A 14,651-nucleotide genomic window follows, 5' to 3' on the forward strand; every position below is an offset into this window, starting at 1 on the left:
TACCCGGACCGCCGCGGGTCCCGACACGTTGTCCACATCTGACATTTCGCCCCGGTCATTGCGGCCAGCGCAATGACCGGATCAGCGGCGAAGTACCGCCAAGGCGCAGAACCGCCAGCCATGGTCCGTATTCCGCGAGACGATGCGCTGCCACGATCCGTGCAGGCCACGCATCGCGGAAGGAAATCCCATGTCTACCCACCACCGATGGGCCCGGTTCGGCCGGGCCGTGGGCGTCGTCGCCTTGACGGTGAGCGTTGCCGCCGCTGCGGCGCCGGCCGCCGCGGCACCGCCGCAGCGGCCGATCGTCGGCTCGGCGTCCGGCACGGCGACCCCGGCCGGTACGCCGGTCACACTGATCACCGGCGACCTCGCCGTGCACTCCGTCGACGCCGCGGGCCGCCCGTCGGCGTCGCTCGTCCCGGGCCCGAACGCCGACCCGGACGGCTACATCACCCGCGTCTTCCGCGGTGATGTCTACGTCGTCCCGGCCCGCGCGGTCCCGATGATCTCCGAGGGCGCCCTCGACGAGCAGTTGTTCAACGTCAGCGCGCTGGTACGCCAGGGCTACGACGACCGGTCTGCCGCGGCCCTGCCGTTGCTCGCCACCTATGGGGGCGCGGTGACGCGTACCCGCCAGGCGCCGCAGGCCCCGCAGGGCGCGACCGTCGAGGCGACCCTGCCGGTCGCGGACGCCGTCGCCCTGTCAGCGGACAAGGAGCAGGCCGCGGAGTTCTGGCGCGACCTGACCGACGGTGACGGGCCGAGGATCGCGAAGCTGTGGCTGGACGAGCGGGTCAGCGTGACGATGGCCGAGAGCGCCGCGCAGATCCACGCCCCGCAGGCGTGGGCGGCGGGCTTCGATGGGACGGGCGCTACGGTGGCCGTCCTCGATTCCGGCTACGACGGCAAGCACCCGGACCTCGCCGGGCAGGTGGCCGGCGCGAAGAACTTCACCACCGACTCCGGCGGCGCCGACGTGGACCTGAACGGGCACGGCACACATGTCGCGTCGACGGTCGCGGGCACCGGCGTCGCCTCCGACGGTGTCGAGAAGGGCGTCGCACCCGGCGCGAAGCTGCTCATCGGCAAGGTGCTCAACAGGTACGGCCAAGGCCAGGAGTCCTGGATCATCAACGGCATGCAGTGGGCCGTCGACCATAAGGCCGACGTGATCAGCATGAGCCTCGGCGGCAGCGTCGGCACCGACTGCACCGATCCGATCGGCGTCGCCGCGCAGGCGCTCGCGCAGCAGAGCACCTCGCTGTTCGTGGTGGCCGCCGGCAACGCGGGCCCCACGCTCCAGACGATCAGCGCGCCCGCCTGCGCGAAGGACGTTCTCACCGTGGGCGCCGTGGACTCCGCGGGTCAGGCCGCCCGGTTCACCAGCCGTGGCCCGGTCGTCGGTACCCACACCGTCAAGCCCGAGATCGCCGCTCCGGGTGTGGAGATCCTCGCGGCCGAGTCCGGCACCGGCCGGTACACCCGGATGTCGGGCACGTCGATGGCGACCCCGCACGTCGCCGCGGTCGCCGCGTTGCTGAAGCAGAAGCACCCAGGCTGGACGGCGCAGCAGCGCAAGGCGGCGCTGATCTCGGCGGCGACGCCGAGCACCACGGGCCGGGTGCACGAGGTGGGCGCCGGTGTCGTCGACGCGCTGCGCCCGCTTACCGCGGCGGTCGTCGGCCCCGGTGTCGTCGACGCGGGATCGTATGCCTGGCCGCACCTGCACCAGCCGAAGACCACGACGACGGTCACACTCACCAACACCGGTGACAAGGCGGTCGCGTTCGACCTCGCGATCGCCGGAGCGACCGCCGAGAACGGAGCGCCGCTGCCGAAGCGGACGTTCGCGGCCGGGATCGGCACGGTCACCGTCCCGGCGCACGGCACGGCCGAGGTGCCCGTCGTCCTCGACCCGGCCGTCAAGCTGAGGGCCGCCGAGTACGGCGCGATCGGGGCCCGGCTCGTCGCCACCGCCGCTGACGGCAGCACCGTCGTCACGGCGATCGCGGCATACCTGGAGCCGCACGCGGTCACCGTGAAGCTGAAGCTGATCGACCGCCGCGGCGAGGTGCCGGCCGCGCCGTCGTTCGTGGACGTCGTGGACGCGGACCGGCTGACCGCCCTGCGGTTCACGTCGTTCACGACCGAGCCGACGCTGCGGCTGCGCGAGGGCCGCTACTCGATCAACGCCCTGATCGCCAGCCGTGACGCCGGCACCACCGAGGCGAACGGCCTGGTCCACTCGGTGACGTTCATGGGCGACCCGGAGTTGGTGGTCAACAACGACGACGTCGACCGGACCATCACCTACGACGCCCGGACGGCGGTCCGGCAGAAGATCACCGCCGAGCGGCCGACCGAGGCCCAAAGTGTCGCGCTGGAGTACGGCCGCTGGTGGGACGCCGCGTACATCAGCGGCGGCTACACCGGCGGGAAGTCGGTCGACGAGGTCTACGTCGGCCGGACCACGCCGGTCACCGACGGCGGCTTCCAGTTGGGCAGCTACTACCGGCTGTACGCGCCCGAGCTGGTTCTGCGCACTACCGGCGGCATCGCTCTCGACCCGGTGTACATCGGGCCGAGCCGGCTCCAGGCCGGCGTACCGACCCGGTTCGACGGATCCGGCACCGCCGAACTGGTCGACGCCGGAGCAGGCAGTCAGGCGGAGTTGGTCACAGCGGCCGGGAAGATCGCGCTGGTGCACTCGACCGATGTCGCGAGGGTCCTCACCGCCGCCGCGGCCGCAGACGTCAAGGCCGTCCTCTTCGCACGGGACGAGCCAGGCCGCTGGTCCGCGTTCGCCGCGTCCACGATCCCGGGTCTGACGGTCACCACCACGGAGGAGTCCGCCCTGCGGGCCGCGCTGGCCGCCGGACCGGTGACGCTGGCCTGGGACGCCGTTGTCACGAGCCCCTACGTCTACAACGTGGCGTTCGCGGACGAGCGGATGACCCAGCCGGACGTGCCGCTGCAGGTCAGAGAGAAGAATCTGGCCCGGGTCGACGAGCGGATCCATTCCACCCGCACCAACCGGGTCATCGTCGACGGAATCCAATTCTTCCCGGCGAACTACCCCAGCACCGTGTCGCTCGTCTCCGACACTTTCGCCGTTCCGGTCGAACGGGCCTCGTTCGTGACCGCCGGTGTGCAGACCCAGCGCCTCATGTCCGGGGCGAGCGGCCGGAGCGAGACGATGTTCGCCGCGCCGCGGACCGCCGAGGCGGGGTCCGTCCGGTCGGAGGACTGGTACCGCGGCCCGATGCGCTCGACCGGCACCCGGCGGGCGGACCTGTCGGCGGAGCGCATCGCCGAGAGGCAGGAGGGCCAGATCGGCGCGTCGATGCTGGTATGGGGTGACTCCGACCCCGACCATTACGGCTTCGGCGGCTTCGGCGACGTCGGCAACGCGGAACTGTTCGCCGACGGCGTCAGCCTCGGGCGCAGCGCCTGGCCGCAGGGAATCTGGGACGTGCCGGACGACGACGCGGCCTACCGGCTGCGGGTGACGACCATGCGGTTCAACCCCGGGCAGCCCAACCATCCGAACTGGAGTCTCTTCTACAGCACGGAGACGGAGTTCCGGTTCCGGTCGCAGCGGCCGTCCGACAACGGCCTCTACGCCCTGCCGATCCTGGTGCCGTCCTACGACATCGCCGTCGATACGCGGAACCTGACCCCGGCGACCGCCGGGTTCGAAATCGGCTTCGGCGGCGCCGGTCAGCGTGACTACGACGCCGGGCAGATCACGGCGGCGCAGGCGTGGGTCTCGTTCGACGACGGGACGACGTGGCAGGAGGTGACCGTCACCCGGAGGGGCGCCGGGTTCGTTACCACTGTGGATCAGTCGGCGGGCGCCGGAAAGAACGTCTCCCTACGCGTCGACCTCCGCGACGAGCACGGCAACGGCGTACGCCAGACGATCATCCGGGCGTACGGCGTGCGGTAGCGCGCGGCACCCTGGACGGGTAGCCCCGGGCCGCATGGCGGCCCGGGGCTACCCGCTGGTGCGCACCGCTCCATTCTGCTTTTCGAAGAGTTCGTTCGGCGTGTCGTAGTACCTCGTCGTCCGGCCGAGGTGCGTCATGCCGAGCCGCCGGCAGACGGCCTGGGAGGCGTGGTTGTCGGGATTCGTGACGGCGAAGACCTTCGCGAGGCCCCGGCTGAATGCGTCGTCGAGGACGGCCTCTGCTGCTTCGGTGGCGTAGCCGTGCCCCCAGGCGTCCGGATGCAGGTGCCAGCCGATCTCGACATCGGTCGGCCCGCCGGAGGGCTCGCCGGCCGACAGTGGAATCGGCTTGAGCAGGAGGTTTCCCACCAGGCGGCCGTCCGCCGCTGTGGTGATGGCCCAGATTCCGTGGATCGGGTCGTCGATGGCGCGTCGGCGGGCGATCGAGGCGAGTGCGTCCTCGCGGGTGTTCATGATCGTGGGATGCGCGCCCAGGAACCGCACGACCTCCCAGTCCGACTCGAGATCCAGAAGGAAATCGGCGTCCTCGTCACGCCAGGGACGCAGCAGGAGACGGTTGCTCGCGATGGTGCGCATGCGACCCAAGCTACCCAGCGCCGAGCAACACGCCTGAACCCCGATTGCCTTCGCATTAGTTGATTCCGTACGCGTCAGTCGTTGCGTTGTGGCGTTCGTTGTCGGACCCGCTCGTTAGCATCGTCGCGAGCGCTGATGGGTGGGAGGGTGTCGTGGCACAGGGAGACGTCACCACGTTCGTCGACAGGGACCTGCGGGGCGCGCGGTTCAACAGGTCGACGTTGGCCGGTGCGGTGATGCGCGGTGTCGATGTGCGCGGGCTCGACATCGATGCGCCGTGGCTGGCGGACGGTGCACTGGTGATCAACGGTGTCGACGTCGTGCCGTTCGTCGAGGCCGAACTCGACCGGCGGTTTCCCGGGCGCGAGTTGAGGCATGCCGAGGATCCCGATGGCCTGCGTACGGCGTGGGCGGCGCTCGAACGGGCTTGGGAGGCTGCGGTCGACCGGGTCGAGTCCATGCCCCAGGGCGCTGCCGACGTCGCGGTTGATGGCGAGTGGTCGTTCGTGCAGACCCTGCGGCACCTCGCGTTCGCCACCGATGCATGGCTCGGAAAGGCGATCCTGCGGCTGCCGCGGCCCTTCCATCCGCTCGGGCAGCCGCACGCCGAGTACGAGACGGATGGATGTGACATGTCGATCTTTGCCACCGGGGAGCCGAGTTTCGCCGAGGTGCTCGATCTGCGGGCCGGGCGGCAGGCCATGGTGCGGGACTTCCTCGCGGGCGTTACGCCGGAGTTGCTCGCCGAGCCTCGGCCGGTCGCGTGGTCACCCGAACACGAGGAGTCGGTCCTGCACTGTCTCCACGTGATCTTCGATGAGGAGTGGGAGCACCTTCGCTTCGCGATACGCGACCTCGACGCACAGGGGTGAGGGTGAACGTCCGGCAGCGCAAGAAACTCACCTCCCGCCTGATGGCGGCGCTGCTGCGTGACGATCTTCCGGCCGCGCTGACGTTTGTGCGTGCAGGTGCCGACCCGAATGCGGCAGGCCGTGATGGCACGACGCCCCTCTACCTGGCCTCGGTACAGAACGTGCCTGTGGTGGTGCGGATCCTCTTGACTGCCGGCGCGGACCCGAACGTCGAGAGCGGACATGGTGACGAGGGCACACCGTTGACGGGGGCTGCGGCGTGGGGGCACGTGGACGTCGTACGCGAACTTCTCGCCCACGGCGCGGACCCGAACCTTCGCGAAGATCACGGCAGTGGCCTGTCGCCACTCGACTGGGCTGTCCGAGGCGGCCACTCCGAGACGGAGGCCCTCCTGGTAGCCGCAGGCGCGACCTGCCGATGGCAGACGCACCGGTAACGAGGGCGCCAACCCACGTTCTGCCAGCGCCTCGCGGGCCTGCGCCCGGCCCGGTTCCGCTCACGCGCCGGTGACCGCAGCGGTACCTCTTCCGCATCCTGCCTCCATTGGACATTTTCTATATTGATATTCGTCTCTGTCGGGGCTACCTTGCAGGCGGCGATGTGCGCATGGTGGGCACGTCGCGCCGGTGGATCGAGGGAGGGACCTGTTGAGACGAGCACTGGGCAAGGCGTTCCGGGTCGGCGTCGTGGCGCTGGTCGGGGCGATGATGGGCGGTGGCCTCACGGCGGTGCCGAGCCACGCTTCTGACGTCGGTCCGCAGGTCGTGGGTGGCACGCGGGCGGCGCAGGGCGAATTTCCGTGGATGGTCCGGTTGTCGATGGGCTGTGGCGGTGCCATGTACACCCAGAGCCTGGTGCTGACCGCGGCGCACTGCGTGGGGGCTACCGGCCCGACCACCTCCATCACGGCCACCTGGGGCGTGGTGGACCTGCAGGACACGAACCGGGTGACCCGGACGTCCAACTACGTGTACCGGGCACCCGGGTACAACGGCGACGGCAAGGACTGGGCGCTGATCCGCCTGTCGAGCCCGATCAACAGTCCGTTGTTGCCGATCGCCACGGACACCTCGCTGCACAGTGGCACCTTCACCGTCGCGGGCTGGGGCGCCACCAGTGAGGGCGGCGCCCAGTCGCGGTACCAGATGAAGGCCGACGTTCCGTTCGTGAGCGATCCGACCTGTGCCAGCGCCGGCGGCAGCTACTCCGGTCTGATCTACGACGAGGAGATCTGCGCCGGCTTCATGAGCACGGGTGGGGTGGACACCTGCCAGGGTGACTCCGGTGGTCCGATGTTCAAGCGCAACGCCGCCGGCCAGTGGGTCCAGGTCGGGATCACCAGTTGGGGCATCGGCTGCGCCCGTCCCAACGCGCCCGGTGTCTACGCCGAGGTGCGCTACTTCGCCAACGACATCAGGGCGGCGGCGCAGTCCCTCGGCGGCGCGCCAGGCGGCATCGCGGTGAACAGCCCGGGTAACCAGTCCAGCACGGTCGGAACCGCAGTGACCCTGGGCAACAGCGCGACGGGCGGCACCGCGCCGTACACCTGGTCGGCTACCGGCCTGCCGGCCGGCCTGGCCATCAGTTCCTCGACCGGGCAGATCACCGGTACGCCGACCACCGCGGCGACCTACACCACGACGGTCACGGCGCAGGACAGCGCGGGCCAGACCGGCAGTACGTCGTTCACCTGGACGGTCAATCCGGTCGGGGGGTGCCCAGCCGCCACGAATGGCACCGATGTGTCGATCCCCGACAACACGACGGTGTACAGCAACATTCCGATCAGTTGTACGGGCACCGGGTCGAGCAGTTCGAAGGTCGAAGTACACATCGTCCACACGTACATCGGCGATCTGGTCGTCAGCCTGATCGCCCCGGACGGTAGCGCCTACGTCCTGCACAACCGCGCTGGTGGCAGCGCCGACAACATCAACCAGACCTACACCGTCAACGTCTCCAGCGAGGCGCGAAGCGGCACCTGGCGTCTGCGGGTGCAGGACGCCGCCACGGCGGACACTGGCTACATCGACAGTTGGACCCTGACTCTCTAGTCAGCGGCGGACACGTTCTCCCACACGGGCCCGGCTCGCTTCGGCGGGCCGGGCCCTTCGCGGTTGCGCACCGGCCGGGGGTGAGGCCGTTTCTCGGCCTCGTTGCGTGATCCGGCTCAACCTGAGCTTTCAAGATCTGTAGTTGGGGGACGTCGTGGCGTTGCCTGCGGTCAGGGCGGGAGCGTGTTGCCGAACTCCGGCGTCGGTCCAGTTTCGTAGCCTGCGTCAAAAGCGCGTGTGGTGGCGGTGGATCTGGCGGTCGTGCTGGACGCCGGTCGAGGAGATACCCGGGTGTGGAGGGTCTTCGGTCGGATGGGCCGCGGGGTGCATGATGGTCTGATGGACGAAGGGGTGCGGCTGCGGCGGAACACGGCGAAGATGCTCGGGAGATACCTGTTTCCGGCTGTTATTGGTGCTGGTGGTTGGGGCGCGGCCCGGCATTTTGCGGCGGATCCGACCTCTGTTTTCAGCAACACGGGGCCGTTCATGTACGCCAGCGGGGCCCTGTTTCTCGGTGCCGTCGGGGCCTTGGCTGCCCTCTTCTGGTCGTTCTACATCGTCGTCGACGAGGCGGGGATGACTGTTCGGGCGCGTGGTGCCACGACGCGGCTGCCGTGGAGTTCGGTGGAGATGTTGACGGCGGCGAAGAGGGGCACCGACTGGGGCAATCCGATTTTGGAGGTTCGGGTGGCGCCCGGTGTGCGGATCAGGAGGCGCTTCGGCCTCGGACACGAGGGCCGGCGGGCGTACGGCCTGCTGCCGCTGGAGAGCTTCACTGTTCCGCCCGAGCAAGTGGTCGCCATTCTGGACAAGCACAGTGGTGGCAAGGTCGACGCGCAGGACTACCTCAACTATCGGGCGGGCAAGCGGGCGGTCGCGCAGTGGTTGACCGAGCAGCAGCGCATCCGCGACCGGCCCGACGACGAGACCGGCGAGGGCCGGTGAAGACCCGTAGCCCTGAGATGATGTGACCGAGTCAACTGATCGGCAAAAACCGATCAGTGTCGGCGGCGTCTGGAACGCGATTGTGCGGCGTGGGCGCGTCAACTTTCCCGACTTTCAGACCGGCGAGGGTGCTAGCTGGAGTGGGTGCTATTTATACGGTTTTGTGAGGGCTAACTGAGGATGATCTTTCAAGACGCATATGAGGCGGCGCAGCGCTACTTGGACGCGAATATGCGCGGACAGCACCCGCTCGAGATTGTAATCGCCTCATGCTCGGAGTATGCCAACTCCTGGGTTTTCGGCTATAATACTCGCCGCTTTTTGCTGGAAATGGACTTCGTGGCTTCGCTTGCCGGTAACGGCCCCATCGTGGTTCCGAAGAACGGGGATGCGCTGTTCTTGGCAAGCTCCGCCACTCCGGTGGAGGAACAACTTCGCGATCTGTAGTAGTTCGTTTTCGGCCTCAATTGAAGTGATCTCAGCAAGATTTGGGTCGGGGCTCCGGCAAGGTAGCGATATGGCCGCTGTGGGCGGTTGAGCGCGGGCACTCCGGATCATGGCGGTATAGAGACGGGCGTTTTCCTTCGACGATCATCCAGGTGTCGAGTCTGGGAAGATCAAAGAGGACCACGCCCGTTGGGATCATCACGGCTGATTGAGGTGTTGGCCGTGCATGCCGCCTTGACGGGCCGTTGCTGGTGCGACGCCGACCGGGCCTGGCCACCGCGTTGACGGCAGTGCCGGACCGGCGGGACCCCCCCCAGGTTGTCGTCCACTCGCTGCCCGGAGTTATCGCCGTCGCGGTCGCAGCGGCGCTGACCGGCGCCCGCTCCGGGGCAGCGGTTGCGGAATGGACCGCTGCCGTGCCGCAGTAGGTATTCGCCCCTGCCCGCCGCGGCCCGGCAGATGTGCGACATCCACCCGCACCAGGCGGTGCACCTGGCGGCGGTCCCGGCCCGCGATCCGCGCCGACCAGTGGGCGTCCGTGTGGAGGCCGTCGACGGCTGCCACCCTGCCACCACCACGTACCCGAGGGACTCGGCGCGCTGTTCGGCATACCCAGGCGAGTCCGGTCGGTCCCTGCCGGCTGCCCGTCACGCGGTGGCGACGACCTGACATGTCTGGTGTCCGCCATGTGCAGCCGTAGCGCGCCGACCTCGTGCTTGACGAAGCTGTGCCCACCGGTGCGAGCCCTGGTACCGGCAGAAGGAGGGCCAGCTCATGCAATGGAAAAAATCGACGTGGGTCGGTGCCGCGCTCGCCGCCACGCTCGTCGCGACCGGCGGCACGAGCGCGTACGGCAAGCCACCGGCGTCCGTGGCCGGGGTCACCGCGGTACCGGCGTCGTCAGCGACCGCCACGCGGGTCACCCTCGTCACCGGCGACGTGGTCACGCTGACCAACCTGAGTGGCAAGCCGGCGGTCACCGTGACCCCGCACAGCCCGGACAGCATCTTCCGCACCTACTCGGTCGGCAGCGACGTGTACGTCGTGCCGATGGCGGTGGCACCGTTCATCGCGTCCGGCCAGGTGGACCAGCGGCTGTTCAACATCACCGGCCTGATCGCGCAGGGTTACGACGACGCGCACAGCTCGACGATCCCCCTGATCGTGCGATACCCCAAGCAGACGGCCGCCAAGGCCGCGGCGCCCACCACCCCGGCCGGCAGCCGCGTGACGCGGAACCTGCGCAGTGTGCGGGGCGCCGCCGTCGCTGCTGACAAGAAGCAGGCCGCCACGTTCTGGGAGGCCGTCGACGACGACACGGCCAAGGGCCGCGGCCCCAAGGCGAAGCTCTCGGGCGGCGTCGAGCACATCTGGCTGGACGGCAAGGTGCACGCCGCGCTCGACGTGAGTGTGCCGCAGATCGGCACCCCCGACGCCTGGTCTGCCGGGTACGACGGCACGGGCGTGAAGGTCGCCGTCCTGGACACCGGAGTGGATGCGAACCACCCGGACCTGGTCGGACAGATCGTCGACGCACAGAGCTTCATCCCGGGCCAGACCGTCGAGGACGGGCACGGGCACGGCACCCACGTCGCCGCCACGATCGCCGGCACGGGCGCCGGGTCCGGCGGCAAGCACCGGGGCGTCGCGCCCGGTGCCAAACTCCTGGTGGGCAAGGTGCTGTCGAACGAGGGCAGCGGTGGTGAGTCGGAGATCATCGCCGGGATGGAGTGGGCGGCCCACTCGGGCGCGAAGGTCGTCTCGATGAGCCTCGGCGGCCCGGCGCAGGGCGACTCCGACCCGATGGCCGAGGCGGTGAACCGGCTGACGGCCGAGACCGGCGCCCTGTTCACCATCGCCGCCGGCAACTCCGGGCCGGGCACGACGACCGTCGGCTCGCCCGGCATCGCTGCGGCGGCCCTGACCGTCGGCGCGGTGGACGACGCCGACGCGATCACCTACTTCTCCAGCCGTGGCCCGTTGACCGACGGACGCCTCAAGCCGGAGATCACCGCGCCGGGCTCGCAGATCGTCGCCGCCCGAGCGTCCGGCACCACCATGGGCACGCCGGTGGACGACTACTACACCTCCGCCAGCGGCACCTCCATGGCGACGCCGCACGTGGCCGGTGCCGCCGCGATTCTGGCCCAGGAACACCCGGACTGGACCCCGGAGCGGCTGAAGAGCCATCTCGTCAGCACGGCGAAGACCACGCCCGGGACGTCCGTGTATTCCCAGGGAGCCGGCCGGACCGACGTGAGCCGCGCGGTGCGGCAGTCGGTGTCCGGGTCCGGCGTGGTCGACTTCGGCAGCCAGGAGTGGGACTCGACCGGCCAGGTCGTCAAGCCGATCACCTACGTCAACGACGGCGACCAGGCGGTCACCCTGGCGCTGACGGTGAAGGCCGCCGGCGGCGACCTGCCGGCCCGGTCGCTGGCGCTGGGCGCCGACACGGTGACCGTGCCGGCCCGTGGCTCCGCCGTCGTGAACGTGACGCTCGACCCCGGCACCGTGGCGTCCGGGGCGTACGGCGCCCACGTCACGGCCGCCTCCGCGGACGGCGGAACGGTCGTGAGCACGGCGGTCGCCTTCGTCAAGGACGTCGAGCGCTTCGACATCAGCGTCAAGCTGATCGACGTGGACGGCAAGGCGCCGGCCTCGACCTACAGCATCGTGTGGGTCTTCGACCAGAACAGGGCCCGGCCCGCCGACATGCACTACATCCTCGGTGCCGAGGGCACCGTGGACCTGCGGCTGCCCCGCGGTGAGTACGCCTTCGCGTCGGGGACGTACCGCTTCACCCCTGACTACTCGCAGGTCCGGGACTACGTCTACGGCGCGGCGTCGGGTATCCACCTCGACGCTGACCAGACCCTCACCTTCGACGGACGCCAGGCCAGCCTGATCACCGTCGGGACGCCCAAGCCGAGCGAGACCAGGCGGGTCACCATGGGGCTGACGCTGCTGAAGGGCGACCGGTCGCTCAACTACTCGCTGCAGGACGGCATGGCCGGCTACACGCGGATGCACGCCATCCCGTCGCAGCTCAAGAAGGAGAACCTTCTGCACCGGCTGAACTGGTCGCTGACCGCGCCAGAGCTGGCGGCGCAGATCGTCAGTCCCGGTGCCTTCCCGATCACACCGGAGTACGTCAACGGCTGGGTCGGCTCGGCGCGTCTCGACGGCACGCACGTGCTGCGCGTCGTGAACGCCGGCAGCGGGCGGCCACAGGACTACGCGGGCAAGGCGGCCAAGGGCAAGCTGGCTCTGGTACGGCGCAGCGACGCCCTCACCACCGGGGCGCAGATCAACAACGCGGCGGCAGCCGGCGCGAGCGCGATCATCATCTACCACGACGCGCCCGACAGCTGGGGCGTCAGCCTCTACGGGAGGACACCGACCGCGATCCCGGCCCTGACGCTCGGCAGCGAGCAGGGCGCCCGGCTGGCCGACCTGGCCGCCCGCGACACCGCCATGATCCAGCTCAAGGGAATCGCGGCCAGCCCGTACACCTACGAGGTGCTCAAGCACCAGCAGGGCATCCTGCCCGACCAGAGCTACCAGGTCGGGGCCGGGGAACTGGCCACCGTCGAGGCGTCCTTCCACGCCTCGGCGCCCGACACCGAAGGCGGGTACGGGCGGTTCCTCATCGGGCCGCAGCAGACCTTCCTGGTCACGACCTTCGCCCGGATGACCATGCCCCGGTCCGTCACGGAGTACGTCACCGCCGGCCTGCCGACGCTCGAACTCGTGTCGACGAGCCCGGTATGGGAAGGGCTGCCCGCCTTCCAGCAGACGGCCCCACACGTGCTGGAGCCCGGCCAGCGGGTGACCCGGAGCTGGAACAAGGCGGTGGTCCGGTCCGCGATCACGGCCAATCATCCCGACGGTGCTGCCCGCAATCGCGAGGTTGGCGTCGTGTTGCCGACCGGACTTCTCGACGGGGCGACCGGCCAGTTGTACGCGTACCGCCACGGCGCCGACAAGGAAATGACCACCGTGTATCGCGACGGCCAGTTGCTGGGTTCGGTGGCGTCCGCGCAGGCGGCCTTCCCCATGACGCCGGAGCGGGCCCAGTACCGGGTGGTGACGGACGTGCAGCGGAACCAGCCGACGTGGACGACCTCCACCAGGGTCAACACCGCCTGGACGTTCCACTCCGCGTACGACGGCGATGGCGACGAGGCAGTTCGGCTGCCGGTGATCTCGATCGACTACGACCTGAACGTCGACCTGGACAACAGCGTGCCGGCAGAGTCGACGGTCGGCATCCAGCTCGGCTTCCGCTACCCGAAGGGTATGCACCCGCTGCGGATCGCCGACACGAAGCTGTGGCTGTCGTCCGACGACGGTGCCACCTGGCAACAGATGGCGGTCACCGCCAACGGTGCCACCGGTGCGACGGGGGCCATCAAGAACCCCGCACTACGCGGCAACAACGGTTTCGTGACCCTGAAGGTGCAGGCCACCGACGCCGACGGCAACTCCGTCGAGCAGATCGTGACCCGTGCCTACCGGCTGCGATAACTCCCGCGCGCACCGCAGGGATCGCCCCCGTCCACATCGTGGACGGGGGCGATCCCGCCTTCGCTGACCATCAGGACGGGATCAGTCCCGACTGGGCGGCGTACCAGGCCAGTTGCATCCGGCTGTCGGTCCCGGCCAGTTTCATCAACCGTTGGATCCGGCGTTGCACGGTACGTTCGCTGGTCCCGAGCCGACTGGCCACCGTCTTGTCCGGCATGCCCGAGAGCAGATACGTCAGCAGCGCGATGTCGACGTCGTCCCACGCCGGTATTCCCTCGGTGACACCTGTGGCGGTGAGCCGCAGCGGCGTGGCGGTCTGCCAGACCCGCTCGAAGAGCGCCACCAGCAGGTGTACCAGCGCCTGCCCCCGGACCAGGAGGAACCCGGGGTGGATGCTGGTCTGGTCGGGCAGCATCGGCAACAACACCGACGCCCGGTCCATGATGATCATCTTGCTGGGCAGGTCGGCGGCGATCCTGATCTCGTAGCCATGCTTGAGGAACCTGCCGATCTCGTCCGGGGTCCGTGGGTCGTCGAGGGCGGCACGTTCGTACACATAGCGGTAGCTGGGCACCTCGACCGAGACGTCGAGCTCGCCGTCCAGCACGTACGGCGGCCGGAAGAACGCCAACACCTCCCGCCGGGCGCCCCGCTCCATGTTGTCGATCCAGGTCGCGAGCTGTTCGGGGGTGGTGAGCGCCTCCACCTCACTCACCGCGGCGGCCGCCCCCGTCTGGTACACCTCCATCAGTTGGGTCAGCCTGCCCTGGACCCGTTGCAGTGCGGTCTGCCGTTGCACGATCAGGGTGCCGAGCCCGACGTCCGGCGGTACGACCGTGTGCAGGTTGCCGTCGCGAGTCACCAGCCCGAGCGCGACCAGCCGCGCCATCACGGATTCCGCAGCCGGCGCCGGCAGCCCGAGCACCTCCGCCATTTCGGCGACGGTCGCCCGACGTCGCCGCAGCAGCTCGACGTAGACCGACTCGTCCTGCTCGCTGATACCCACCCCGTGCATTCGTCACCCAATCCCACCGTCGTTACGGCGCTGCCCTGCGACGACCAGGCCGTGTCCGGTCGATCGCGCCGCTGTGCGGCGGAGTCCAGACGGCGGTCCGACGAGGCGAAGCTCGTCCGGATACTGGTGTGGTTTCCGGACGAATCGACAACGCCGCCGGTCGCCGCCTGAACCCGTCACAGCCGGAAGATGATCGACAGGACACCACCATGCCGGGCGGCGAGGGCCGGAGGCAATGGCG

General features: G+C 69.4%; 9 protein-coding genes. 7 read left to right on the forward strand and 2 right to left on the reverse strand.

Features of this window, described 5'->3' with window-relative positions; translation table 11 throughout:
* Positions 1–190: 190 nt before the first annotated feature.
* A complete protein-coding gene (locus GA0074692_RS05225; protein ID WP_176738308.1) occupies positions 191–3,952 on the forward strand; it encodes a S8 family peptidase in 3,762 nt (1,253 codons plus the stop codon).
* Positions 3,953–4,000: 48 nt separating this feature from the next.
* Here the strand turns inward: GA0074692_RS05225 and GA0074692_RS05230 are convergent, their stop codons facing one another.
* Entirely contained in the window at positions 4,001–4,549 is a 549-nt protein-coding gene (locus GA0074692_RS05230; RefSeq protein WP_091639926.1) for a GNAT family N-acetyltransferase, read from the reverse strand.
* Positions 4,550–4,701: 152 nt separating this feature from the next.
* On the opposite strand from GA0074692_RS05230, the gene GA0074692_RS05235 reads away from it, so the two are divergent.
* The 6 genes from GA0074692_RS05235 (at position 4,702) to GA0074692_RS05265 (ending at position 13,395) form a co-directional block, all read left to right on the forward strand.
* Positions 4,702–5,421, forward strand: a complete 720-nt coding sequence (locus GA0074692_RS05235) for a DinB family protein (RefSeq protein WP_218106551.1) — start codon at positions 4,702–4,704, stop codon at positions 5,419–5,421.
* Between the two features lie 2 nt (positions 5,422–5,423).
* Positions 5,424–5,858 (forward strand): ankyrin repeat domain-containing protein, encoded by a 435-nt coding sequence (locus GA0074692_RS05240; protein WP_176738309.1) that lies wholly within the window; start codon positions 5,424–5,426, stop codon positions 5,856–5,858.
* 211 nt (positions 5,859–6,069) lie between these two features.
* A complete protein-coding gene (locus tag GA0074692_RS05245) occupies positions 6,070–7,476 on the forward strand; it encodes a trypsin-like serine protease (RefSeq protein WP_342672826.1) in 1,407 nt (468 codons plus the stop codon).
* Positions 7,477–7,815: 339 nt separating this feature from the next.
* On the forward strand, positions 7,816–8,421 hold the full coding sequence (locus tag GA0074692_RS05250) for a hypothetical protein (protein ID WP_245730169.1): 606 nt from the start codon (positions 7,816–7,818) through the stop codon (positions 8,419–8,421).
* Positions 8,422–8,601: 180 nt separating this feature from the next.
* Positions 8,602–8,868, forward strand: a complete 267-nt coding sequence (locus tag GA0074692_RS05255; protein WP_091639928.1) for a YrhB domain-containing protein — start codon at positions 8,602–8,604, stop codon at positions 8,866–8,868.
* A gap of 774 nt (positions 8,869–9,642) precedes the next feature.
* Positions 9,643–13,395 carry a S8 family peptidase gene (locus GA0074692_RS05265; protein ID WP_091639930.1) on the forward strand — a complete coding sequence of 1,251 codons (3,753 nt, stop codon included), beginning with the start codon at positions 9,643–9,645 and terminating at the stop codon, positions 13,393–13,395.
* A gap of 70 nt (positions 13,396–13,465) precedes the next feature.
* Here the strand turns inward: GA0074692_RS05265 and GA0074692_RS05270 are convergent, their stop codons facing one another.
* Positions 13,466–14,401: a helix-turn-helix domain-containing protein gene (locus tag GA0074692_RS05270; RefSeq protein ID WP_218106552.1), complete on the reverse strand. Its 936-nt coding sequence runs from the start codon at positions 14,399–14,401 to the stop codon at positions 13,466–13,468.
* Positions 14,402–14,651: the final 250 nt, after the last annotated feature.

The organism is Micromonospora pallida (assembly GCF_900090325.1).
In the GTDB taxonomy this organism is placed as follows: domain Bacteria; phylum Actinomycetota; class Actinomycetes; order Mycobacteriales; family Micromonosporaceae; genus Micromonospora; species Micromonospora pallida.